This window comes from Rickettsia endosymbiont of Ixodes pacificus (assembly GCF_000965155.1).
Taxonomy (GTDB): domain Bacteria; phylum Pseudomonadota; class Alphaproteobacteria; order Rickettsiales; family Rickettsiaceae; genus Rickettsia; species Rickettsia tamurae.
The window spans coordinates 854,951-877,259 of record NZ_LAOP01000001.1; the positions used below are offsets into that span (position 1 = coordinate 854,951).

A 22,309-nucleotide genomic window follows, 5' to 3' on the forward strand; every position below is an offset into this window, starting at 1 on the left:
AAAGTGTGAGATGTAATAGCCTTAGCTTAAGGCACATGATACCTAATGATCATTTATTAGTGAGGATTCATGAAGCTAAAGAATTAGAGTTTTCTTTTATCTATGAAATAACTAAGAATCGTTATTGTGCTAATTACGGACGTCCATCAATTGATCCTGTATTATTTTTTAGGATGCAAATAATAAGTTACTTATATGGTATAAAGTCAAATAGACGATTATGTAAAGAAATTCAGTTAAATATAGCATATAGGTGGTTTTGTGGTTTAAGTTTAGAGGATAAAGTACCGGATCATTCATCATTAAGTAGGATAAGAGATAGATTTGGGGTAGAACTATTTCAAGAAATATTTATAAGCTTGATTAAGCAATGGTATGAACTAGATATTATAAAAGGAGAAACAATTATTTCAGATGCCTCTTTAGTTGAATCTAATGCCTCTATGAATAGCCTAATATTAAGAAAAGATCAAGGTGATTCACAAAAGAGAGAATTAAAAAAATATGAACGTCGTTATCATGATTTCCGAGAAGGGAAAAAAGTAAGGAAAATATCTAATCAAACTCATGTCAGTAGGACAGATCCTGATTGTAGTCTTGTATCAAGAACTAATGGTTATAAAAAGCTATGTTATAAGACCCACTACTCAATTGATTCAGATTCACGTATTATAATAGATTGTTATGTAAGTACAGGATCACAACATGAGTGTATTGTACTTCCAAGTAGAGTTTGGAATATATTAAATAATTTTTCTTTTAGAGTAAAAGAATGGATAGCAGACAAAGGTTATGGTAGAGGTCCAACCTATGGATATTTTAAATTACTTGGAATTACAACTTATATACCTTTACATGTAGATAATCTTGGTGAAGGAAAAATAAGTAGGGGGGAATTTCAATATGATAGAGAACAGGATAGATATAAGTGTCCACAGGGACATTATCTTTATCCGTATGATAAATTAGATAAAAAACAAATAAAACGTTATCGTATTACAGGAGGGCATTGTAAAAATTGCTCTCTAAAATCAGGTTGTATTTCTGATAATTATAGTAATAGAGGACGATTTATTTATCGTAATCCTTATCAGGATGAAATAGATGAGGTAAAGGTCAGACAGAATAGAATTGATTTTAAGAAAAAACTAATTGAGAGAAAGTGGAAAATAGAAGGTCTATTTGGTGAAGCTAAGGAGAATCATGGTTTACGAGGAGCAAAATTTAGAAGTGTACAGAAAACACAGATTCAAATACTGATGATTGCGATAGTACAAAATTTTAAACGGATACTTAAAATTATTTTTTGGTTTTTTTATCTACTACTATTAAAGATAAAAAAATATTAAAGTATTTGCAACCTTGTTGATTTTTTCAACAGCCCGTACACTTGATCTGACAGGTAGAGATTGATTAAGCAGCAAAAGTGCTGTCAGATAAGTAAGAATTAATAGACTTATCTTGAGCAATTTTAATGCTATCCTTGAAAGTTTGCATAGGAGTTTTTCCATAACAGAACTTTCCAGAATGCGGTCTAGTATTGTTATATTTGTTTAAATATTGATCTAAGTCAATCTGTAAATCCTCTAATGAGCTATAAATCTTTTTACGGAAAGCTATATCATAAAATTCATCTTTTAAAGTTCTATGTAATCTTTCGCATATTCCATTAGTTTGAGGAGAACGTGCCTTAGTTTTAGTATGATCAATATTTTCTATAGCCAAATATAACTCAAAAGCATGATGTTCTACCTTACCACAATATTCCGTTCCTCTATCTGTAAGGATTCTCAGTAGTGGTACATCATGATTATTAAAGAAAGGTATTACCTTATCATTTAAAATATCAGCGGATGTTATTGCAGATTTATCAGTATAGAGTTTGCAAATAGCCACTCTAGAATAAGTGTCAATAAAGGTTTGTTGGTATATTCTACCTACTCCTTTCATATTACCGACATAATAGGTGTCTTGTGCACCAAGATAACCGGGATGCTGAGTATCAATTTCTCCATGAGCCTCTTTAATTTGTTTTGCTTTTTTTAAAGCAGATATCTGCTCTTCTGTCAGTAAGATACCGTCCTGTGCAGATTTAGCTTCTAAAGCTTTGAGTCGTTTCTTTAGAGTTTCAAGATCGTTGCGTAGCCAGATAGAACGTACACCACTGGATGACACTATAATACCTTGCTTTATTAGTGCTTGGCTCGCACGAAGCTGACCAAGAGCAGGATTCTCTATAGCAAGATTTATTACTGCTTGTTCTATATGTTCTGATACACGATTCTTTACTATAGGTTTCTTACGACTCATATCCACAAGAGCCGCTTCTCCGCCCATCTCATATAGTTCCTTGAAACGGTAAAAGCTATCTCTTGAATAGCCCATTACTTTACACGCAGTACTAACACTACCTAGTTGTTTTGCAAGTTCTAATAATCCTAATTTAGGTTTGATTATTTTTTGATCATAATTTGACATATTGTTCCTATTAATTGAGTTTTATATTTAGTTCGTGGATATGATAGATAACTCCTTAGTTATCTACATACCCACAAACTCGTCTAATTTCAATCTTAATATGTCAGATCAAATCTGAAGGTTTACAAATTATTATATGCGTAATTGTCGGAATGCTTATAATGAGATATGAACTTGTTAATATAGTAACTAAATAAACTATTAAATGTGAACAGGTATTGTTGTGTGGGTTGGTAAAATCTACCATACGCATCAAGTTAAGCCATAATTGTTAATAATTTTAGTGTATTTAAGGAAGATAATCTGGTTTTACGATATTTATCTTTCAAAGAAAATCTCCCCCAATCTATAATTAATTTCTTAAGGAACTGCTTTAAATCATTAAGACGTCCAGTAATAGACAGGAATAATTCTCTTGACCTTTTCTGTAGTTCAATAAATGCTTTGGTTAAACTAATTTCTCTATCATTTGCTAATTCTACACAATTCGATAATCCATGAAAAATAAGCACACTACATAATTTACCATATAATTCACACAAAACTCTTGCAGGTTTACTTCTCCCTTTAAGATTTTCAATTTTTGCATGACTTTTATATAATTTAAATAATAATTCAATTTGCCATCTTGCTCGATAAATTATCATTATATGCTCAGCATTAACCATATCCTCTGATATATTAGTGATAAATATTGACCAATCTAGTAATCTCTGGTTTCTTGAAGAAGATTTATATTTATGAGACTTAGCTAATAAATTAGCCTTCCTTCTTCTACCAATAGCCTGTTCATCAGTCAATTTATGACATATAATCCGTAGCTTAACTTTTGCTTGTTTACCTAAAAGTACATCTTTTGATAAAAAGAATTTATTATCTAATAGGTTTAATAAATCAATTTTTTCCTCAGTGATAGGGTCATATATATTAGTATCTGCTTTATAACGACTAATAAAATATGCACCAAGTTCGATAATTTGAATAAATGAAGCTGGGACAAAATAACCTAAATCAGATATTAATAAGTCCTTAGTAGATATGTTTGATAAATGTTCTCTATATCCTTGATCAGCCCTTATACCTTATCCGCCATATTGGCAGGTAGAATAATATGGCTACTATCCAATAATTTAACGCTATTAAATTGCTGCAAAATGTTGCATGCTGCAAAATGTTGCAATCAAGCGGCATAGTATTTCTAAATAATTTCAAGCATTGTTCATACATTGACTGCATAAATTTTACTGCTACCTCAGTAAACCTAAAGTCTAAGCCTTGGGCAGAAATATCTATAGTTTCTTCACTTAAAAAGTTACGCATTCCATCAAGACTACAATTACTATCGCTCATATTACCAAACACTATAGCTTTTAGAAAAGCTGAACCAGTTATTTTTCGTTGTCTCTTAATAAATCCTGTTGTAATGGATAAATTATTGGCTGTCTCTCCAAAAAACTCTTGGCATAGTTTTGCTAAGTTTACTATTTTCCCCATAGGATAAATTCTCACAATTTAGTTGTTAATCTTGCAAAAATTTATACCATATATTAGCTTCTTTTTAATTCATAATTTACTACCGTAATACCAGTATAACCTACTTGCTTTTCTTAACTTGATGCGTATGATTATAATAATAGACCCCTGGCATAACTTAATATTAAGTTTTGACAGATTGGTCTTGCAACAATGGAGCTTAAACATTATTAGCGGTCTATATATTAGTTGAATAATATAAAGAGTCAAGAGATTTTAGTTGTCATTAATAATAAATAATGTAATTCTGAGTTACGAGGTATATTTTCTATATAATCTGCTTCTAGAATTTGCTTTTACATCAATAATAATTTATATTTATTTATATACTAAGATAGAACTTGAAAAATTGACTATCTCGTCTTTGTAAGACCTTGGACGCTCACATATTACTGTTCTGCTCCTTGGCTTACAGACTCCTTGCTCTTTTCCAAGTTGATCTTCGTATATCTACTCGAAGTATAATTAGAAAATGATAAAATAAAATATGAATTCAAATTCACATCCTATTACTAAATCGCACTTATTCCATATAGTAGATCCAAGCCCTTGGCCCGTCCTAACATCTTTTGCTTTACTTCTTTTGGTTATAGGCGGCGTCTCGTTCATGCATGGCTATAAATTTAATATATATATTTTATCTGCAGGAGTTATTTCAGTAGGTTACTGTTTATATTCTTGGTGGAAAGATGTAGTGAAAGAAGGAATAGTCGAACATCAGCATACTAGTCCTGTTAGAAAAGGTTTACAAATAGGTATGGCGTTATTTATCTTAACGGAAATAGTATTTTTTGGTGTATTTTTTGCTTCTTTTTTTAAATCAAGTCTATCCCCCGTAGGTCTTTTAGACGGTGTATGGGTTGTAAAGCAGGGAATTTGGCCTCCACCTACAATTAAAACTTTTGATCCGTTTGATATTCCGTTTATCAATACTTTAATATTACTCTTATCAGGCACTACCGTTACTTGGGCTCACTACGCCTTAGAAGAAAAAAATCAAAAAGATTGCGTAACTGCACTTGCTCTTACCATATTGCTTGGAATATTTTTTACAACTATGCAAGCATATGAATATTATCATGCGGCGTTTAAATTTACAGATGGTATATATGCTTCTAATTTTTATTTAGCAACGGGTTTTCATGGAGCTCATGTAATTATAGGTACTATATTTCTAATAGTTTGCTACTTTAGAGCAAAAAGAGGAGATTTTACTACAGAAGGTAATGGACATTTAGGGTTTGAATTTGCTGCATGGTACTGGCATTTTGTGGACGTGGTTTGGTTATTTTTATTTACGTTTGTTTATATATTTGGAAGTTGAATTATACTATATGTGATTATAATGTTACTTAAAATAAGTGTTTTTAAAATATTTTTGCATATTAATTAAAATTGCATATATTTAGGAGTTGATTTATATATAAATAAATTATACATTATTTTTTAAATGCTAATTATTTTATTGAGGTAAAATATATGAACTTTCCTATTCGTAAATTAAACGAAGAATTAATCGATTATAATCTATCATTACGCATATTATTTACTATTCTAAGTGTGGCTATTATTATGGTAGCTTTTGATAGTTTAGGTAATAATGTCGACGATCCTGTGGGTGATGCATTATGTAAGTTAATTAAAGTATTCAGAGGCAATACTGCAAAAGGTATAGCTGTTGTCGGTATAATTGTTCTGGGAATTCAAACATTAAGAGGAAAATTGCAGTGGGAAATAGCTTTAGTGGTAGTTACTGCAATCATTATATTATTTAAAGCTCCAGATATTGTTAATATGGTATCAAGTGATACTAATAGCTCAAGTTGTGGTGTTTCCTAATACACGATAATAAAAATTATTATATCTTTAGTAATACCCATAAGTTTCGGCTTATGGGTATTTTTATTTTTTTGTATATCATTCATGAGAAAAGACGGGGGCGGCGTGGATACCGAGTCGTCATTGCGAGCAACCGTAGGCTGCGTGGTAATCTCATGAAATAATAACACATTCCTGAGATTGCGTACGTACAATTACTTACGTAATTTCCTCGCAATGACGGATAAATCGATCCACGAACCGTCTTCACTTAAATAAAAGCCCTAATCTATTACCTATAACAATATCAATATATTTTGCCGTAACAGGGATCCCTTCAATATTCATTTCTAGATATATTGCTTGTTTTGCAGGGATTTTTGTTTGTAGTTTTGTAATTGATACATATTCATCTAAAGCTTGATTATTAGTATCCATTACTCTAACTTTGATTATAGGATCAGAAATTAAATAATCAGACTGATTAGATAATTTATAAAATATCTTCATACCGCCTATATGACGAGATTTTCCTAAATTAATTTCCTCTATCTTTAATTGATCATATTTACCTAAGAATTTAAAACTATCTATTAGTAATATCACTAAACAAAAAATTATAAAGCTAGTCCATAATATTGGAAATATATTATATTTTTTCTTAGGAGGAATATACGGTAAAATAACCGGCACATTAGCATTATAATGATTTTTAATAGGAGTTTTAATAGTTTCCGTGTTTACTTTATCTTTAAAGTCATTTAATTTACTAGTGTTATAGTCTAATTTTTGATACCACAAATGGCTACATTTGGAACATTTTACTCGTCGTCCGTTAATACCTATTTGATTGCTTGTAACAATAAATCTTGTTTGGCAATTTGGGCAAGTAATATACATAGTTAATTATAATTATTATGTTTGACTTCATGATAATCTCATTTATTATTTTTGGCAATAAAACAGTTAAAAGATATGTCCTCTCTTATTAAAGAAATTGAAGAAGCTTGGCAAATTAAGGACAAACTTCTTCAAGATTCTTCAAAGCTTATAACATTAAAGAAAACTCTTAATGATATTATAGAAGTCTTAAATCAAGGTACAATTCGTGTTTGTGAAAAGCAAGAAAATAATTGGCAAGTTAATGAATGGGTAAAGAAAGCTATATTGCTATATTTTATCACTACGGAATCGCAGCTTTATAATAACAATTATAATAGTTGGTATGATAAGGTTGCCCCTAAATTTTCTGCAGATATCGATAAAAATACATTCAAAGAAGCTGCTATACGCAAAGTTCCCGGAGCTGTTGTTAGAACCGGTACTTGTATAGCTAAAAATGTAGTAATTATGCCTTCTTTCATTAATATAGGTGCTTATATAGATGAGGGAACAATGATTGATACATGGGCTACTATTGGCTCATGTGCTCAAATCGGTAAGAATTGCCATATTTCAGGCGGCACGGGAATAGGCGGGGTACTTGAACCGCTGCAAGCAAAGCCCGTTATTATTGAAGATAATTGTTTTATCGGTGCAAGATCGGAAATAGCAGAAGGTGTAATAGTAGAGGAAGGAGCAGTAATTAGTATGGGGGTGTTTATCGGTAGCTCTACAAAAATAGTATATAGAGATACAGGTGAAATTATTTACGGCAGAATTCCGGCTTATTCCGTTGTAGTTCCAGGAGTATTACCTGCTAAGGAAGCCGGCAAGCCTGGACTTTATTGCGTAGTTATCGTAAAACAAGTCGATAAAACTACTAGAGCTAAAGTAAGCATAAATGATCTATTAAGAATGTAGATCAATAATATCGCCGATTATATCCTTAAAATACTCCTTTCTTTGTTGTGCTGAAATATCTGTTTGTTAAATTGCGTTATTATTTGGGTTTCCTAAGAAAGTATTATATGCCATAAGCATTACATTTTGTTGTTTTTGAGGATCACGTACAACACCAGCTGCTTTAAAATAGGATTCCGCAGCATCTGCTTCCTGTTGTTTTTGAAAGCGAAGTTCGTTTCCTTGGTCTAATATAAATCATATTTTATAGGCTTTTCAGCCTTATTTATGAGGCTGTCATAACATTTTAATATAGAGTCTAATTTATTATTCTTTCTATAAAATATGATAGACGTCCTAAGTTAAATAGCATATCACCGATTTTATTGTACATTTCTTTAAGTTCTTCATTACATGTTAGAGTTGCATTATAATTAGCTAAAGCTCCCTTATAATCTTCTTCTTCGTATCGCCTATTTTGGAGTAGCAGCTAGCTATAGTTTTAATTACTTCCGCCTTGTCAGGGTACTTATTTAACCACTCTATGGCTTCTTTATAATATTGCACCGGTTGATCGTTTTTAGGTTCTATATTTTTTATAGAAGATAGATAGTTATTTTTTATGAATAAATCACATATTTCAATTAAGGAACTATAGCAATCATTGGATTGAGACCATGTTGTAGGTAACATTTCTTCAAATAATGATAATTCTTTAATTTGTAGATTTAATACATATCGGTAAGCTTGAATAACCGGCTTATTATCTGTAAATTTCTCAATAGAGTCTAAAATTTGAAATATTGCCTCTATAAGGTTATTAGCTTGTTTATTTGATATGATAGCTTGCAATTCCGATAATTGTGCTAATCCTTCAAAACAAGAAGGAATTTTTTTTAGAGCCGGATATTGTATTGAAGAACTTGGTAAATATGGTTTAACATAATCATCATAGTTATTATTATCTGAAAATTTTACACAGTTAAGAGATGTAGATATATTAAAATCTCTGAAAATTGATTGGATAGTATTAATTATACATTCTACATGCATCTGTATATATAAATTTTCTATAAGACTGTCTTGTTCTTTTAGCAATGAACTTAGCTTCTTTATCCCTAGATTTTGTACACCGGCTCTTTCTTCTAAGTTTTTTAGCTCTAGAGTGAGCTTTATTTCCTCATTTTGAGAAGTAGGTTTACAGAAAAATTTTATATCAGAGGATTCTAATATATCCTTGTTACTAGCAATGCTATTTTGTAACATCGGTATAATGTTTTCATGATTATTTTCATTATGTTGGGTTATTACGCATATAACATTTCCTTTTAATTTTTTGTATTCTTCTAAAGGGAAAAACTTTTTAAAGTCTTCTATAATCCTGTTAAAGATACTAGGGGATTTTATGGGCTCTTCTTTTGCTACTATGATAAATTTTAATTTATCGGTCATTTGAACTAGCTTTTTAATGAAAAATACATTGATTAACTCTTGAACTGTATCAGGTACCCTGTTAGAGTATTCCCAAAATACTTTTCCTGCAATTTCAAATTTTTTTGGGTAATACAGCCGATTTATATGTATGCTTAATTTCCGGCGTTGTTTCAAAATCAAATAATTTATCAAATGTAAATTCTTTACCGTTTTCGATAATCTCAATGTTGTTTTCAAGAGCATTTAAAAATGTGCTTTTCCGCTATGAGGCAACCCTATTATTACTGTATTTTCTGGTGTTTTTCCTGCTTGTATTAGTGAATAATTAACTTCAGTCAATGCATTTAGAATATTTGCTTTTAAAGAATCAAGAGCAGTTTCTTCGTCTGTTAAAGAGTTAATATCAACTTCTGTAGTAATTTTAAATTTCATATGTAACCACTAATTTATTCTTTAATATAAATTTTTATACTGTCGCTTTCGCCACTATCACTGATAGCTCTAATAATAAATTCACCGGCTTTTGCTTGCCATATTACTGCTTCGTTTGGTTTTGCGGTTGCTATTAATTCATTCTCCACAAACCAAAAAATGTTATTGGTTTTATTATCGCTAATCGCACTAAAAGTAATATTATCACTATTTTTAATTGAATGTACGGAATTTTTTAACGGGTATATAATTTTAGGTTTTTGATGATGCCAATTTATCAACCTATTGCAATGGTTTGTAGGTATCGGTTTCGGTAATATATGTATTCCAGCTTTTTGATAAACCGAAAGCATATCTGTCGGCCATAAATTTACTGTTTTATATTCTGTTTGTCCTTTAATAAAGTTGCAAGCAGGCATACCGGTTTTTAAATCTATCAACATTTTTCTATAAATGCCTGATTGTTTTATCGGTGATTTGCCTTTAATGAATAAGGCTTCTGCTTTAACCGGACACATATCGTTATCGATATCTCCCGTATCTGCACAAACTTTTACTTTAGTAATATTTAGTTCATTAATTTTTGAAAGGATTAAATCCTCATCTTTATTTGGATGGGCTATTGATTCGATAATATTAAAGAATAAAGGGGCTGCAGAGATATTACCCGTAAATGTTCCGTGAGTTTGCCCTTTGAAATCCCCAACCCAAACGGCAAGTACGTATTTCCCGAATATGCCGACGCTAAGTGCATCTCTAAATGAGCTGGAAGTATCTGTTTTCCAATAAATCGGTAAGTTATGCTTTGTATTATTATAGGTAATAGGACGGGTCGTATCTTTTATAATATCAAGTGTTAGATAACTTGCCTCGGGGGATAGTAGTACGGTGTCCGTGTCATCCCGTGGTCAAGCCACGGGATGACATCAAGTTTTTCTTAAGCGGTTTATAAGTACCGAAATTAGCAAGCATAGCATAAAGAGTAGTTAACTCTTCAAGAGTAATTTCTGCTGTGCCGAGTACTATAGATAAGCCATAATTTTCAAGTTTTCGTAAGCCGCTAATTTTTGCTTGTTGTAAGAACTCATAAAAATTCGGGTTTTTTAACTTAGACGCTAGAAATATTACAGGTACGTTACGGCTCTTTATTAACGATTCTCTAGCACTTAACCCGTCTGTAAATCTGCTATCAAAATTTTCCGGTTTATAATGATCATAGTAAGTAGGTGTATCCTTTAGTAAAGTTAACGGATGTATTAGTGATTGATCAAAACTAAGTGCATAGACAAACGGTTTTAAAGCTGAGCCTGGAGATCTTCGACTTTTGGTGCCATAAATATCGTTATTAAAAAACTCTCCGGAGCCAATACTTGCAAGCACTTCCATAGTAGTAAAATCAATAAGAATTACGGAGGCATTATTAATGCCGTATTTTTTCCGATCATTAATATTCTCTATAGTAGTTTGTAGATTTTTATCGATAGTAGTATATATAATAGGGCTATCATTACCGGTTAGTATATCTAAAGTAAAATGCGGTGCGATAAAAGGAAGATTTTTATTTTGATTAAATTTAATCGGCAAACTAATTAACTTATTATAAATAATATCTTGTGGATGAGTCGTTAGCCACTCGGTAAATGCGGATTTTGCGGGATTACTGCAAGACTTAGAATATCGATTAAATTTAAATCTCTTAAGTCACGATTGAAGTAAATATAACTGCCGGCTGCTACTCCTTCAATATTACTACCGTAAGGCACTAGATTTAGATAAGCTTCTAGGATTTCATTTTTTGAATAATGTAGCTCTACATGAATAGCTTTAATGATTTGATGGATTTTACCAAGAATAGTAGAAGAGTTTATCCCGTATCTTAAACGTGCTACTTGCATTATTATAGTAGAGCCGCCTATTTTACGATTATTCTGTAAATAAGTAGAATAAAAAGCTTTGGCTAAAGAAACGGGGTTAATGCCAAAATGTTTGTAAAAATGTCTATCTTCATATAACAGTACTGCTTCTATAAAACTTGCCGGTATTTCACTTATAGGAGTGAATATCCTATATTTATCGTCTTTAGAAAGCGAAATACGCATTAACTCGCCGTTTCGGTCAAATACTCTTTGTGAGAAACTTACATTGTTAAGTAATAGAGCAGGAGGAATAGCAAAATATAATATTATAATGCCGGTGATTGTAATAAAAAGTAATTTGGTTTTGAGAGACAATTTATGTACCTTATAGTTTAATGTCATTGTTGCATGGCTCACTTCCACCTCTGTCATCCCGCGACTTGATCGCGGGATTCAGTCTTTTTTAATTTTTTATGGATACCGTGGTCAAGCCACGGTATGACACCATTATTATAAAGCATTTTAAAAATAATGAAAATTTTAATAATATAGCTTGCATGTATAGAAGTAATATCGTATAATGCACCACAAGGTATTAATAAATTAACTAATTATTAATAAAAACATTACGATTATTATAAATATTAAATTATTATATAAAATCTACGTTACTACCCTGCCTTATAGCCCATCAATATAAATTTCTTGACATAATATTTTTTTCGTGTATAATCATCTTTAATAACAAATTAAACATTAATATTTTAAGTAATAATTAATATTTATTAAAGGGGAATTAGATATTATGGAAAAAATATTAAATCTATAAATTCTAAACTTACAAAATTATTCTTACTTAGCTGTGCTAATGCGGCAATCATGACTGCTATGGTTGGAGAAGCAAGAGCAGATATAGAAATCTATGATATATTGAATCATACTGCTGACTACCAAGCATTAACTCCTGCTAAAAAGCTTAATGTTATAAAAGGAATTCAAGGCCATGCGGATTTTGGTGACCTTTTTGACAGTCTTATGCCGGAGGAAAGAAGATTATTCAATAACGAAATAATAGAAGTCACTAAACTTCAAGCAGCTGCACCTGTACTTAACGGTGCTAGAGAAAGAAGAGAAGCACGGGCAGCCGGTGCTGCAATTGTCGATTTAACAGCCGGTAATATAGCCTTAGAAACAGGACGTAACGAGCAAGAGATGGCTCTAGAAAATAGACTTCAAGTATTGGAAATCCTTGCTAAAGCTGAAGGGGCAAATGCTGTAAGTGTCAATGATAAAATCAAAAAAGCTATACATTTTAATAACATAGAAAATTTAAATACACCTTTGGAGCAGTAAAATATATAGCTATGACAGGAGGTGTAGATGTTAATGATGATTTAAAAGTTGTAAATAATTATGTTGATGTTCCTTTAACAAAAGAAGCTTTTGAACATGTATTTTTTGGCACTAATATTACTGATCCTAATAAGAGGCAAAGATGTTAGTGTTAACTATTATCAATCAGGACAAAGTAATTTATTACAAAAGTTTAAAAGCGTAGCAGCCCCAGAAACAAAGCGTAAATTATTAAATCAATTTGAAAATTATGTTACTCAAAACTTAGTTGAACTTGAAGCTAACAAATCTAATATTACTACAAGACAGGCTATAATAAAACTAGCTGATCCTGCAAGATTAGTAACTTATTTAGAGAAAATGGCTGAATTAAAGACGGCGTATATTAATAACGGTAGGAATAAGGTAGTTAATGAAGAGGGTAAGGTAATTGATGAAGCAGGTTTAAAGAATTATAACAAGCTTTTAAAAGATGCCGGTTTAATAACTAAAGATTTGGATGGTAAGAAAATGCAAGCATTGATAGATAATTTCAATGCTTTCACAATGAGTGATCTAGCACTTATTTTAAACAAGACGGTAGGTGAAATAAAAACAGATAATGAGCGTTTAGTAGGGCTTAATAATACAATGTCACCGCTTCGACAACAGGTAGAACGGTTAGAAATTTAAATAATCTAGATGCGATAGCTGATCTTAGTCCTGAATTAAAATTAGCAGGTCATGATCTAAAAGCGAAAGAAGATGCAGCTGTAGTAGTAAGAGCACCTGCACCGGTTATAGGCGAAGCAGTTAAAGAAGTTCTTGTAGCTCCGAATACTTTAGACGGCATATTTCATAACGAGATGTATTTAGCTAAAAATAAGAAAAATCCTGAAGAGCTAGAAGTAAGAACATTAGGAGCAGAAAATGATTTAGGAATTACAATAAAAACGCTTTTAACTTTAGAAGAAGGAAAAACTCCGTTTAAGTCTTTAGCATTATTTTCAGAAGCAAACCCTGATAAAGCACAATTAATGATAAAAGCTGAGAATATTTGGAATAGACTAAAAGGTGATGATTTAATAAAGCAAATTTCAAGACAAGCTTTAACTTTAAATAATAAAATAGCCAATGGTACATTTTTTGAAGAGTTGTTCAACGAAGAAGAGCATAATGCAATAAACCGTTTAAATTATATTTTTGATAAATTACCGCAGAACTTACAAGATCATATTACGGCAAGAAGTAATGAAATAAAAATAAAAGATGAGTTGCAAGGTCAGAAAACAATTATATCAAGAATAGATTATATTGCTAAAAATAAAAATGTTTTAGGAGCAGATTCTTTAAATAATGAAATAGAGAGAATTGTTAATAATTTTAATACTAATACTTTAAAATTTTCCGATGCATTAGATCTTGCTCTTAATAAAGGAAGATGTACGCGATAATATAGCCATTACTACTAAAGCCAACGAAGTAGATATTGAAGTCAATAATTGGATTAATAACAATATTGTTAATTTAACAGTAGGGAGCGATATAGATAGCGGAGATTTAATGTTTTTACAAAATAAAGCTGCCCCGGCAACATTATCAAAAATTTATGAAATAGGAGTTGATACTAAAGCTAAATTACTAAAAAAAGTTTTAGCCGATAATGCAGTTGATTTATCTAAAGCTTCTAAGCATATTACGGAGAAAAATATAACAGACGCCGTACAAAATGATTTCAATGCAAAAATGAAAGCTTTAACACCTGATACTAAAAATTTCTCAAAAGAAGAAATTGTAAAATTTCTTAATGTAATAAGTGATAAGAAAATAGAAGCGGTATTAAAAGGAGTAAAAACAGCGAAAGCTGCTAGTACCCCTGTTGCTGCACCGGTAATAGTGGTAGCAGGTGGACCGCCACCACCTACGACGGTAGGATATAATGGGCTTGGTATGGATGGTTTAGTCAGAAAGATGAACAGTCTAAAGCCTATCGAAAATCTTTTTCCTAAAAAACCCGATGCAGATGCAGTAGTTTATATTGCTCCTACTTCTGAAATAGGGAGAAAATACGAAATCGCTGTTTAAGCTATAGCAGCTTCAGTTGATACGGATTTAAAAAGAGAGTTAGCAATAAAGACTTAAGGAAAGGAAAAGCTAAAAGCATTAATTGTAGAAGAAGTTTTTGAGAAATATACAGCTAAAAATGCAGATGCACTTGATGGTAATATAAATCAATTAGTTCAAGCTATAAAAGAAGGAACCGATATTGAGTTCATAGCTCCTAAAAGAGAAGTAGCAAGCGGTATAGATCAGGAAACAAGAAATCTATGTGTTAGAATAAATCAAGATGCGGGATTAATGCAGCAACTTAAAGCGAATAATCCTAGGTTAGCTGCAATTATAGAAGCAGCAGCCGTAAATGAAGAAGAAGTTGCTAAAAGACTTCCAGAGTTAGCAGCAGCACAAGCAGTAGCAAATGGAGACGTAAGTTATGGGGGAGTAGTTGTAGTAGCCCCTGCTGCTGCTCCTGTAGCTCCGGCTCCGGTGGTTATTAATATGGAAGATGTAGAGGTAGTCCCGCCTCCGATGGAAAAGAAACTCCGCATACTAATACAGAAATTATGATTGTTCGACGTATAGAGAGGATTGTTCCTGTAGATGGCAATATTGAAGACTTTGATGATGATGATGATTTTGAAGATGATGATAATATAATACAGGAGCAAACAAACGTAGAAGTATCTAGTAGCACTGCAGTAATTGTAAATAAATTAGAATCTAAGGATTCTGAAGATAGCTTTGAAAACTTGAAACAAGAGAAAGCAAAAAAAGAAGAGGAGGCAAAAGTAGCTGCTTCTATAAAGGAGGCAGAAGAAGCAAGAATTGCTGAAGCTGTAAGAGTTGAAGCTGCTAAAGTTGCAGAAACGCAAAATGCAGTAAAACAAGACGAAGAAATGATTGGAGCAATATATAATCCGATTCATGATATCACTCAAATGAGCCGTAATATTTATATAGCATAGAATGTTATCTAGTGCTGCGGTTGCTGCGGGTGATGAAGATGAAAGAGTGTTAGATAAGGGGTGGATCGCAGGTACTTACGTTAATACGCAAAAAGGTTTAGGCGGTTATAAAGGTCATGTGTAAAACTCTACACGGGCTGTTGAAAAAGTTATAAAAAGAAGTAGAAAAGAGTTAATCTAAGGAATAAGCTGTATTTTTATGCTTAAATGAAGGTGTAAAGATGCAGGGTTATAAGCTTGATCAAAGTGTGAGATGTAATAGCCTTAGCTTAAGGCACATGATACCTAATGATCATTTATTAGTGAGGATTCATGAAGCTAAAGAATTAGAGTTTTCTTTTATCTATGAAATAACTAAGAATCGTTATTGTGCTAATTACGGACGTCCATCAATTGATCCTGTATTATTTTTTAGGATGCAAATAATAAGTTACTTATATGGTATAAAGTCAAATAGACGATTATGTAAAGAAATTCAGTTAAATATAGCATATAGGTGGTTTTGTGGTTTAAGTTTAGAGGATAAAGTACCGGATCATTCATCATTAAGTAGGATAAGAGATAGATTTGGGGTAGAACTATTTCAAGAAATATTTATAAGCTTGATTAAGCAATGGTATGAACTAGATATTATAAAAGGAGAAACAATTATTTCAGATGCCTCTTTAGTTGAATCTAATGCCTCTATGAATAGCCTAATATTAAGAAAAGATCAAGGTGATTCACAAAAGAGAGAATTAAAAAAATATGAACGTCGTTATCATGATTTCCGAGAAGGGAAAAAAGTAAGGAAAATATCTAATCAAACTCATGTCAGTAGGACAGATCCTGATTGTAGTCTTGTATCAAGAACTAATGGTTATAAAAAGCTATGTTATAAGACCCACTACTCAATTGATTCAGATTCACGTATTATAATAGATTGTTATGTAAGTACAGGATCACAACATGAGTGTATTGTACTTCCAAGTAGAGTTTGGAATATATTAAATAATTTTTCTTTTAGAGTAAAAGAATGGATAGCAGACAAAGGTTATGGTAGAGGTCCAACCTATGGATATTTTAAATTACTTGGAATTACAACTTATATACCTTTACATGTAGATAATCTTGGTGAAGGAAAAATAAGTAGGGGGGAATTTCAATATGATAGAGAACAGGATAGATATAAGTGTCCACAGGGACATTATCTTTATCCGTATGATAAATTAGATAAAAAACAAATAAAACGTTATCGTATTACAGGAGGGCATTGTAAAAATTGCTCTCTAAAATCAGGTTGTATTTCTGATAATTATAGTAATAGAGGACGATTTATTTATCGTAATCCTTATCAGGATGAAATAGATGAGGTAAAGGTCAGACAGAATAGAATTGATTTTAAGAAAAAACTAATTGAGAGAAAGTGGAAAATAGAAGGTCTATTTGGTGAAGCTAAGGAGAATCATGGTTTACGAGGAGCAAAATTTAGAAGTGTACAGAAAACACAGATTCAAATACTGATGATTGCGATAGTACAAAATTTTAAACGGATACTTAAAATTATTTTTTGGTTTTTTTATCTACTGCTATTAAAGATAAAAAAATATTAAAGTATTTGCAACCTTGTTGATTTTTTCAACAGCCCGTACACTTGATCTGACAGGTAGAGATTGATTAAGCAGCAAAAGTGCTGTCAGATAAGTAAGAATTAATAGACTTATCTTGAGCAATTTTAATGCTATCCTTGAAAGTTTGCATAGGAGTTTTTCCATAACAGAACTTTCCAGAATGCGGTCTAGTATTGTTATATTTGTTTAAATATTGATCTAAGTCAATCTGTAAATCCTCTAATGAGCTATAAATCTTTTTACGGAAAGCTATATCATAAAATTCATCTTTTAAAGTTCTATGTAATCTTTCGCATATTCCATTAGTTTGAGGAGAACGTGCCTTAGTTTTAGTATGATCAATATTTTCTATAGCCAAATATAACTCAAAAGCATGATGTTCTACCTTACCACAATATTCCGTTCCTCTATCTGTAAGGATTCTCAGTAGTGGTACATCATGATTATTAAAGAAAGGTATTACCTTATCATTTAAAATATCAGCGGATGTTATTGCAGATTTATCAGTATAGAGTTTGCAAATAGCCACTCTAGAATAAGTGTCAATAAAGGTTTGTTGGTATATTCTACCTACTCCTTTCATATTACCGACATAATAGGTGTCTTGTGCACCAAGATAACCGGGATGCTGAGTATCAATTTCTCCATGAGCCTCTTTAATTTGTTTTGCTTTTTTTAAAGCAGATATCTGCTCTTCTGTCAGTAAGATACCGTCCTGTGCAGATTTAGCTTCTAAAGCTTTGAGTCGTTTCTTTAGAGTTTCAAGATCGTTGCGTAGCCAGATAGAACGTACACCACTGGATGACACTATAATACCTTGCTTTATTAGTGCTTGGCTCGCACGAAGCTGACCAAGAGCAGGATTCTCTATAGCAAGATTTATTACTGCTTGTTCTATATGTTCTGATACACGATTCTTTACTATAGGTTTCTTACGACTCATATCCACAAGAGCCGCTTCTCCGCCCATCTCATATAGTTCCTTGAAACGGTAAAAGCTATCTCTTGAATAGCCCATTACTTTACACGCAGTACTAACACTACCTAGTTGTTTTGCAAGTTCTAATAATCCTAATTTAGGTTTGATTATTTTTTGATCATAATTTGACATATTGTTCCTATTAATTGAGTTTTATATTTAGTTCGTGGATATGATAGATAACTCCTTAGTTATCTACATACCCACAAACTCGTCTAATTTCAATCTTAATATGTCAGATCAAATCTGAAGGTTTACACCTAAATCTTTTTTTGCAATTCTTTTTATATAATTATTTGGCGTACCTGTATTTTTATTAGAAATAGTATTGTTATTAATTAATTGTTTCCCGATTCTATTTACTATATTTTCTGTGCCGCTTAGTTCTAATTTCTTTTGTAACTGTATTGTTTTATATTTCTTATGATCGTTAGTATTTGCATTTTCAACTGCTTTTGTTAACACGCTTTTATGAGTAGTTATTTGTTCCGGTTGTTTATAAAAAGGACTATGTGCTCTACCTATATCTTTCAGTATATGTAAACCTTCAGATTTGATCTGACATATTAAGATTGAAATTAGACGAGTTTGTGGGTATGTAGATAACTAAGGAGTTATCTATCATATCCACGAACTAAATATAAAACTCAATTAATAGGAACAATATGTCAAATTATGATCAAAAAATAATCAAACCTAAATTAGGATTATTAGAACTTGCAAAACAACTAGGTAGTGTTAGTACTGCGTGTAAAGTAATGGGCTATTCAAGAGATAGCTTTTACCGTTTCAAGGAACTATATGAGATGGGCGGAGAAGCGGCTCTTGTGGATATGAGTCGTAAGAAACCTATAGTAAAGAATCGTGTATCAGAACATATAGAACAAGCAGTAATAAATCTTGCTATAGAGAATCCTGCTCTTGGTCAGCTTCGTGCGAGCCAAGCACTAATAAAGCAAGGTATTATAGTGTCATCCAGTGGTGTACGTTCTATCTGGCTACGCAACGATCTTGAAACTCTAAAGAAACGACTCAAAGCTTTAGAAGCTAAATCTGCACAGGACGGTATCTTACTGACAGAAGAGCAGATATCTGCTTTAAAAAAAGCAAAACAAATTAAAGAGGCTCATGGAGAAATTGATACTCAGCATCCCGGTTATCTTGGTGCACAAGACACCTATTATGTCGGTAATATGAAAGGAGTAGGTAGAATATACCAACAAACCTTTATTGACACTTATTCTAGAGTGGCTATTTGCAAACTCTATACTGATAAATCTGCAATAACATCCGCTGATATTTTAAATGATAAGGTAATACCTTTCTTTAATAATCATGATGTACCACTACTGAGAATCCTTACAGATAGAGGAACGGAATATTGTGGTAAGGTAGAACATCATGCTTTTGAGTTATATTTGGCTATAGAAAATATTGATCATACTAAAACTAAGGCACGTTCTCCTCAAACTAATGGAATATGCGAAAGATTACATAGAACTTTAAAAGATGAATTTTATGATATAGCTTTCCGTAAAAAGATTTATAGCTCATTAGAGGATTTACAGATTGACTTAGATCAATATTTAAACAAATATAACAATACTAGACCGCATTCTGGAAAGTTCTGTTATGGAAAAACTCCTATGCAAACTTTCAAGGATAGCATTAAAATTGCTCAAGATAAGTCTATTAATTCTTACTTATCTGACAGCACTTTTGCTGCTTAATCAATCTCTACCTGTCAGATCAAGTGTACGGGCTGTTGAAAAAATCAACAAGGTTGCAAATACTTTAATATTTTTTTATCTTTAATAGTAGTAGATAAAAAAACCAAAAAATAATTTTAAGTATCCGTTTAAAATTTTGTACTATCGCAATCATCAGTATTTGAATCTGTGTTTTCTGTACACTTCTAAATTTTGCTCCTCGTAAACCATGATTCTCCTTAGCTTCACCAAATAGACCTTCTATTTTCCACTTTCTCTCAATTAGTTTTTTCTTAAAATCAATTCTATTCTGTCTGACCTTTACCTCATCTATTTCATCCTGATAAGGATTACGATAAATAAATCGTCCTCTATTACTATAATTATCAGAAATACAACCTGATTTTAGAGAGCAATTTTTACAATGCCCTCCTGTAATACGATAACGTTTTATTTGTTTTTTATCTAATTTATCATACGGATAAAGATAATGTCCCTGTGGACACTTATATCTATCCTGTTCTCTATCATATTGAAATTCCCCCCTACTTATTTTTCCTTCACCAAGATTATCTACATGTAAAGGTATATAAGTTGTAATTCCAAGTAATTTAAAATATCCATAGGTTGGACCTCTACCATAACCTTTGTCTGCTATCCATTCTTTTACTCTAAAAGAAAAATTATTTAATATATTCCAAACTCTACTTGGAAGTACAATACACTCATGTTGTGATCCTGTACTTACATAACAATCTATTATAATACGTGAATCTGAATCAATTGAGTAGTGGGTCTTATAACATAGCTTTTTATAACCATTAGTTCTTGATACAAGACTACAATCAGGATCTGTCCTACTGACATGAGTTTGATTAGATATTTTCCTTACTTTTTTCCCTTCTCGGAAATCATGATAACGACGTTCATATTTTTTTAATTCTCTCTTTTGTGAATCACCTTGATCTTTTCTTAATATTAGGCTATTCATAGAGGCATTAGATTCAACTAAAGAGGCATCTGAAATAATTGTTTCTCCTTTTATAATATCTAGTTCATACCATTGCTTAATCAAGCTTATAAATATTTCTTGAAATAGTTCTACCCCAAATCTATCTCTTATCCTACTTAATGATGAATGATCCGGTACTTTATCCTCTAAACTTAAACCACAAAACCACCTATATGCTATATTTAACTGAATTTCTTTACATAATCGTCTATTTGACTTTATACCATATAAGTAACTTATTATTTGCATCCTAAAAAATAATACAGGATCAATTGATGGACGTCCGTAATTAGCACAATAACGATTCTTAGTTATTTCATAGATAAAAGAAAACTCTAATTCTTTAGCTTCATGAATCCTCACTAATAAATGATCATTAGGTATCATGTGCCTTAAGCTAAGGCTATTACATCTCACACTTTGATCAAGCTTATAACCCTGCATCTTTACACCTTCATTTAAGCATAAAAATACAGCTTATTCCTTAGATTAACTCTTTTCTACTTCTTTTTATAACTTTTTCAACAGCCCGTGTAGAGTTTTACACTTATACTAAACTAGATTCAAAATTTAAATCTAGTGGTAGCAGGTCAAATACTAATATCGATAGCCATATCGTAACTTTATACGGACAAAAAGAATTACCGAAAAACTTTATGATCTAAGCTATGTTTGCTTATAATCATAATATAGTAAAGAGTAAAATCAACCGTTTAGGTACTATTGCAACCAGTAAATATAAGAATAATAATTATAACTTTGAAACCTTATTAAGTTATAATCATCTTATGAATGGTGGTATTACTCTTACTCCAAATCTTGGTATAAGACGGCCACTCTAAAGACGGTACCAAGAAAGCGATGTAGGTATCCAGATTTAAGTATTGCTTCTAAAAAGCAGCATTTATGGAGCGGTATTTTAGGCACTAAGGTAGCTTTAGCCCCACAAAAAATAGCTGAAGGCTTAAGTATTACGCCTGCACCTCAAGCTTCTGTAGAAAATTACTTTAACAATAAGAGTAAAAAACTTAATACTAAAGTAAAATGGAAAGATAGAGAAGTTAATGAAACTGTTGCATTACCAAAGCAACCTAAAGTCGGTTATAATATTGGTGCTAGCGTTTTAACTGAAAAAGGTAATGTAAGCATATTACTTGAATATAACTGTCATTTACAAAAGAAATATCAAAGCCATCAAGGTTTTGTGAAGTTGAAAGTGAAGTTGTAATAAATTAAGATGTCATTCCCGCAAGGTATTGTTGTGTTGATCAATTCCACTGCTGTCATCCCGCGACTTGATCGCGGGATCCA

At 31.6% G+C, this 22,309-nt stretch carries 21 protein-coding genes and 3 pseudogenes; 13 read left to right on the forward strand and 11 right to left on the reverse strand.

Features of this window, described 5'->3' with window-relative positions:
* The first annotated feature begins 35 nt into the window (after positions 1-35).
* The gene (locus REIP_RS04580; RefSeq protein WP_172686766.1) at positions 36-1,349 is read left to right on the forward strand and encodes a transposase; all 1,314 of its coding nucleotides are present in this window, start codon (positions 36-38) and stop codon (positions 1,347-1,349) included.
* Positions 1,350-1,413: 64 nt separating this feature from the next.
* Here REIP_RS04580 and REIP_RS04585 read toward each other — a convergent pair whose 3' ends face one another.
* Both REIP_RS04585 and REIP_RS04590 read right to left on the reverse strand, forming a co-directional pair.
* The gene (locus REIP_RS04585) at positions 1,414-2,478 is read right to left on the reverse strand and encodes an IS481 family transposase (RefSeq protein WP_045803566.1); all 1,065 of its coding nucleotides are present in this window, start codon (positions 2,476-2,478) and stop codon (positions 1,414-1,416) included.
* A 257-nt stretch (positions 2,479-2,735) separates the two neighbouring features.
* Positions 2,736-3,972, reverse strand: a pseudogene (locus tag REIP_RS04590) (IS4 family transposase).
* Between the two features lie 526 nt (positions 3,973-4,498).
* Here REIP_RS04590 and REIP_RS04595 point away from each other — a divergent pair.
* The gene (locus REIP_RS04595) at positions 4,499-5,335 is read left to right on the forward strand and encodes a cytochrome c oxidase subunit 3 (RefSeq protein WP_023507159.1); all 837 of its coding nucleotides are present in this window, start codon (positions 4,499-4,501) and stop codon (positions 5,333-5,335) included.
* Between the two features lie 155 nt (positions 5,336-5,490).
* The gene (locus tag REIP_RS04600) at positions 5,491-5,850 is read left to right on the forward strand and encodes a TrbC/VirB2 family protein (protein WP_008580702.1); all 360 of its coding nucleotides are present in this window, start codon (positions 5,491-5,493) and stop codon (positions 5,848-5,850) included.
* Here the strand turns inward: REIP_RS04600 and REIP_RS10965 are convergent.
* The gene (locus REIP_RS10965) at positions 5,847-6,020 is read right to left on the reverse strand and encodes a hypothetical protein (protein ID WP_156147423.1); all 174 of its coding nucleotides are present in this window, start codon (positions 6,018-6,020) and stop codon (positions 5,847-5,849) included. The genes REIP_RS04600 and REIP_RS10965 overlap by 4 nt on opposite strands.
* A 76-nt stretch (positions 6,021-6,096) precedes the next feature.
* Entirely contained in the window at positions 6,097-6,729 is a 633-nt protein-coding gene (locus REIP_RS04605; RefSeq protein WP_045803948.1) for an MJ0042-type zinc finger domain-containing protein, read from the reverse strand.
* A 75-nt stretch (positions 6,730-6,804) separates the two neighbouring features.
* Here REIP_RS04605 and dapD point away from each other — a divergent pair, with 75 nt between their 5' ends.
* Positions 6,805-7,632: a 2,3,4,5-tetrahydropyridine-2,6-dicarboxylate N-succinyltransferase gene (gene dapD, locus REIP_RS04610; RefSeq protein ID WP_045804319.1), complete on the forward strand. Its 828-nt coding sequence runs from the start codon at positions 6,805-6,807 to the stop codon at positions 7,630-7,632.
* A gap of 417 nt (positions 7,633-8,049) precedes the next feature.
* On the opposite strand, the gene REIP_RS12460 is transcribed toward dapD, so the two are convergent.
* The 4 genes and pseudogenes from REIP_RS12460 to pbpC all read right to left on the reverse strand — a co-directional run bounded on the left by REIP_RS12460 (position 8,050) and on the right by pbpC (position 11,708).
* Positions 8,050-8,709 (reverse strand): hypothetical protein, encoded by a 660-nt coding sequence (locus REIP_RS12460; protein WP_331385729.1) that lies wholly within the window; start codon positions 8,707-8,709, stop codon positions 8,050-8,052.
* A gap of 128 nt (positions 8,710-8,837) precedes the next feature.
* Positions 8,838-9,063, reverse strand: a pseudogene (locus tag REIP_RS13425) (hypothetical protein).
* 225 nt (positions 9,064-9,288) lie between these two features.
* Positions 9,289-9,477: a hypothetical protein gene (locus REIP_RS04625; RefSeq protein ID WP_045803949.1), complete on the reverse strand. Its 189-nt coding sequence runs from the start codon at positions 9,475-9,477 to the stop codon at positions 9,289-9,291.
* A 14-nt stretch (positions 9,478-9,491) separates the two neighbouring features.
* Positions 9,492-11,708: pseudogene (gene pbpC, locus REIP_RS04630) on the reverse strand (penicillin-binding protein 1C).
* Between the two features lie 513 nt (positions 11,709-12,221).
* Between pbpC and REIP_RS04635 the strand changes: the two are divergent.
* The 8 genes from REIP_RS04635 (at position 12,222) to REIP_RS04670 (ending at position 17,280) form a co-directional block, all read left to right on the forward strand.
* On the forward strand, positions 12,222-12,686 hold the full coding sequence (locus REIP_RS04635) for a hypothetical protein (RefSeq protein ID WP_045804321.1): 465 nt from the start codon (positions 12,222-12,224) through the stop codon (positions 12,684-12,686).
* Between the two features lie 11 nt (positions 12,687-12,697).
* A complete protein-coding gene (locus REIP_RS10970; protein WP_156147424.1) occupies positions 12,698-12,835 on the forward strand; it encodes a hypothetical protein in 138 nt (45 codons plus the stop codon).
* The gene (locus tag REIP_RS12465) at positions 12,792-13,358 is read left to right on the forward strand and encodes a hypothetical protein (RefSeq protein ID WP_231569229.1); all 567 of its coding nucleotides are present in this window, start codon (positions 12,792-12,794) and stop codon (positions 13,356-13,358) included. Before REIP_RS10970 ends, REIP_RS12465 begins: the two co-directional genes overlap by 44 nt.
* Before the next feature lie 173 nt (positions 13,359-13,531).
* Positions 13,532-14,119 carry a hypothetical protein gene (locus REIP_RS12470; RefSeq protein WP_231569230.1) on the forward strand — a complete coding sequence of 196 codons (588 nt, stop codon included), beginning with the start codon at positions 13,532-13,534 and terminating at the stop codon, positions 14,117-14,119.
* Entirely contained in the window at positions 14,088-14,750 is a 663-nt protein-coding gene (locus REIP_RS12475) for a hypothetical protein (protein WP_231569231.1), read from the forward strand. Before REIP_RS12470 ends, REIP_RS12475 begins: the two co-directional genes overlap by 32 nt.
* A gap of 273 nt (positions 14,751-15,023) precedes the next feature.
* Positions 15,024-15,290 (forward strand): hypothetical protein, encoded by a 267-nt coding sequence (locus tag REIP_RS04660; protein ID WP_231569232.1) that lies wholly within the window; start codon positions 15,024-15,026, stop codon positions 15,288-15,290.
* Complete coding sequence (locus REIP_RS12480; RefSeq protein ID WP_231569233.1) at positions 15,287-15,688, forward strand: hypothetical protein; 402 nt, start codon at positions 15,287-15,289, stop codon at positions 15,686-15,688. Before REIP_RS04660 ends, REIP_RS12480 begins: the two co-directional genes overlap by 4 nt.
* Before the next feature lie 278 nt (positions 15,689-15,966).
* Positions 15,967-17,280, forward strand: coding sequence for a transposase (locus REIP_RS04670; RefSeq protein WP_172686766.1), 1,314 nt, complete (start codon positions 15,967-15,969; stop codon positions 17,278-17,280).
* Positions 17,281-17,344: 64 nt separating this feature from the next.
* Here the strand turns inward: REIP_RS04670 and REIP_RS04675 are convergent, their stop codons facing one another.
* Both REIP_RS04675 and REIP_RS04680 read right to left on the reverse strand, forming a co-directional pair.
* A complete protein-coding gene (locus REIP_RS04675; RefSeq protein WP_045803566.1) occupies positions 17,345-18,409 on the reverse strand; it encodes an IS481 family transposase in 1,065 nt (354 codons plus the stop codon).
* Positions 18,410-18,517: 108 nt separating this feature from the next.
* Entirely contained in the window at positions 18,518-18,742 is a 225-nt protein-coding gene (locus REIP_RS04680; RefSeq protein WP_045803950.1) for a hypothetical protein, read from the reverse strand.
* Between the two features lie 200 nt (positions 18,743-18,942).
* Between REIP_RS04680 and REIP_RS04685 the strand changes: the two genes are divergently transcribed.
* On the forward strand, positions 18,943-20,007 hold the full coding sequence (locus REIP_RS04685) for an IS481 family transposase (RefSeq protein WP_045803566.1): 1,065 nt from the start codon (positions 18,943-18,945) through the stop codon (positions 20,005-20,007).
* 64 nt (positions 20,008-20,071) lie between these two features.
* Here REIP_RS04685 and REIP_RS04690 read toward each other — a convergent pair whose 3' ends face one another.
* The gene (locus tag REIP_RS04690) at positions 20,072-21,385 is read right to left on the reverse strand and encodes a transposase (protein WP_172686766.1); all 1,314 of its coding nucleotides are present in this window, start codon (positions 21,383-21,385) and stop codon (positions 20,072-20,074) included.
* Positions 21,386-22,309: the final 924 nt, after the last annotated feature.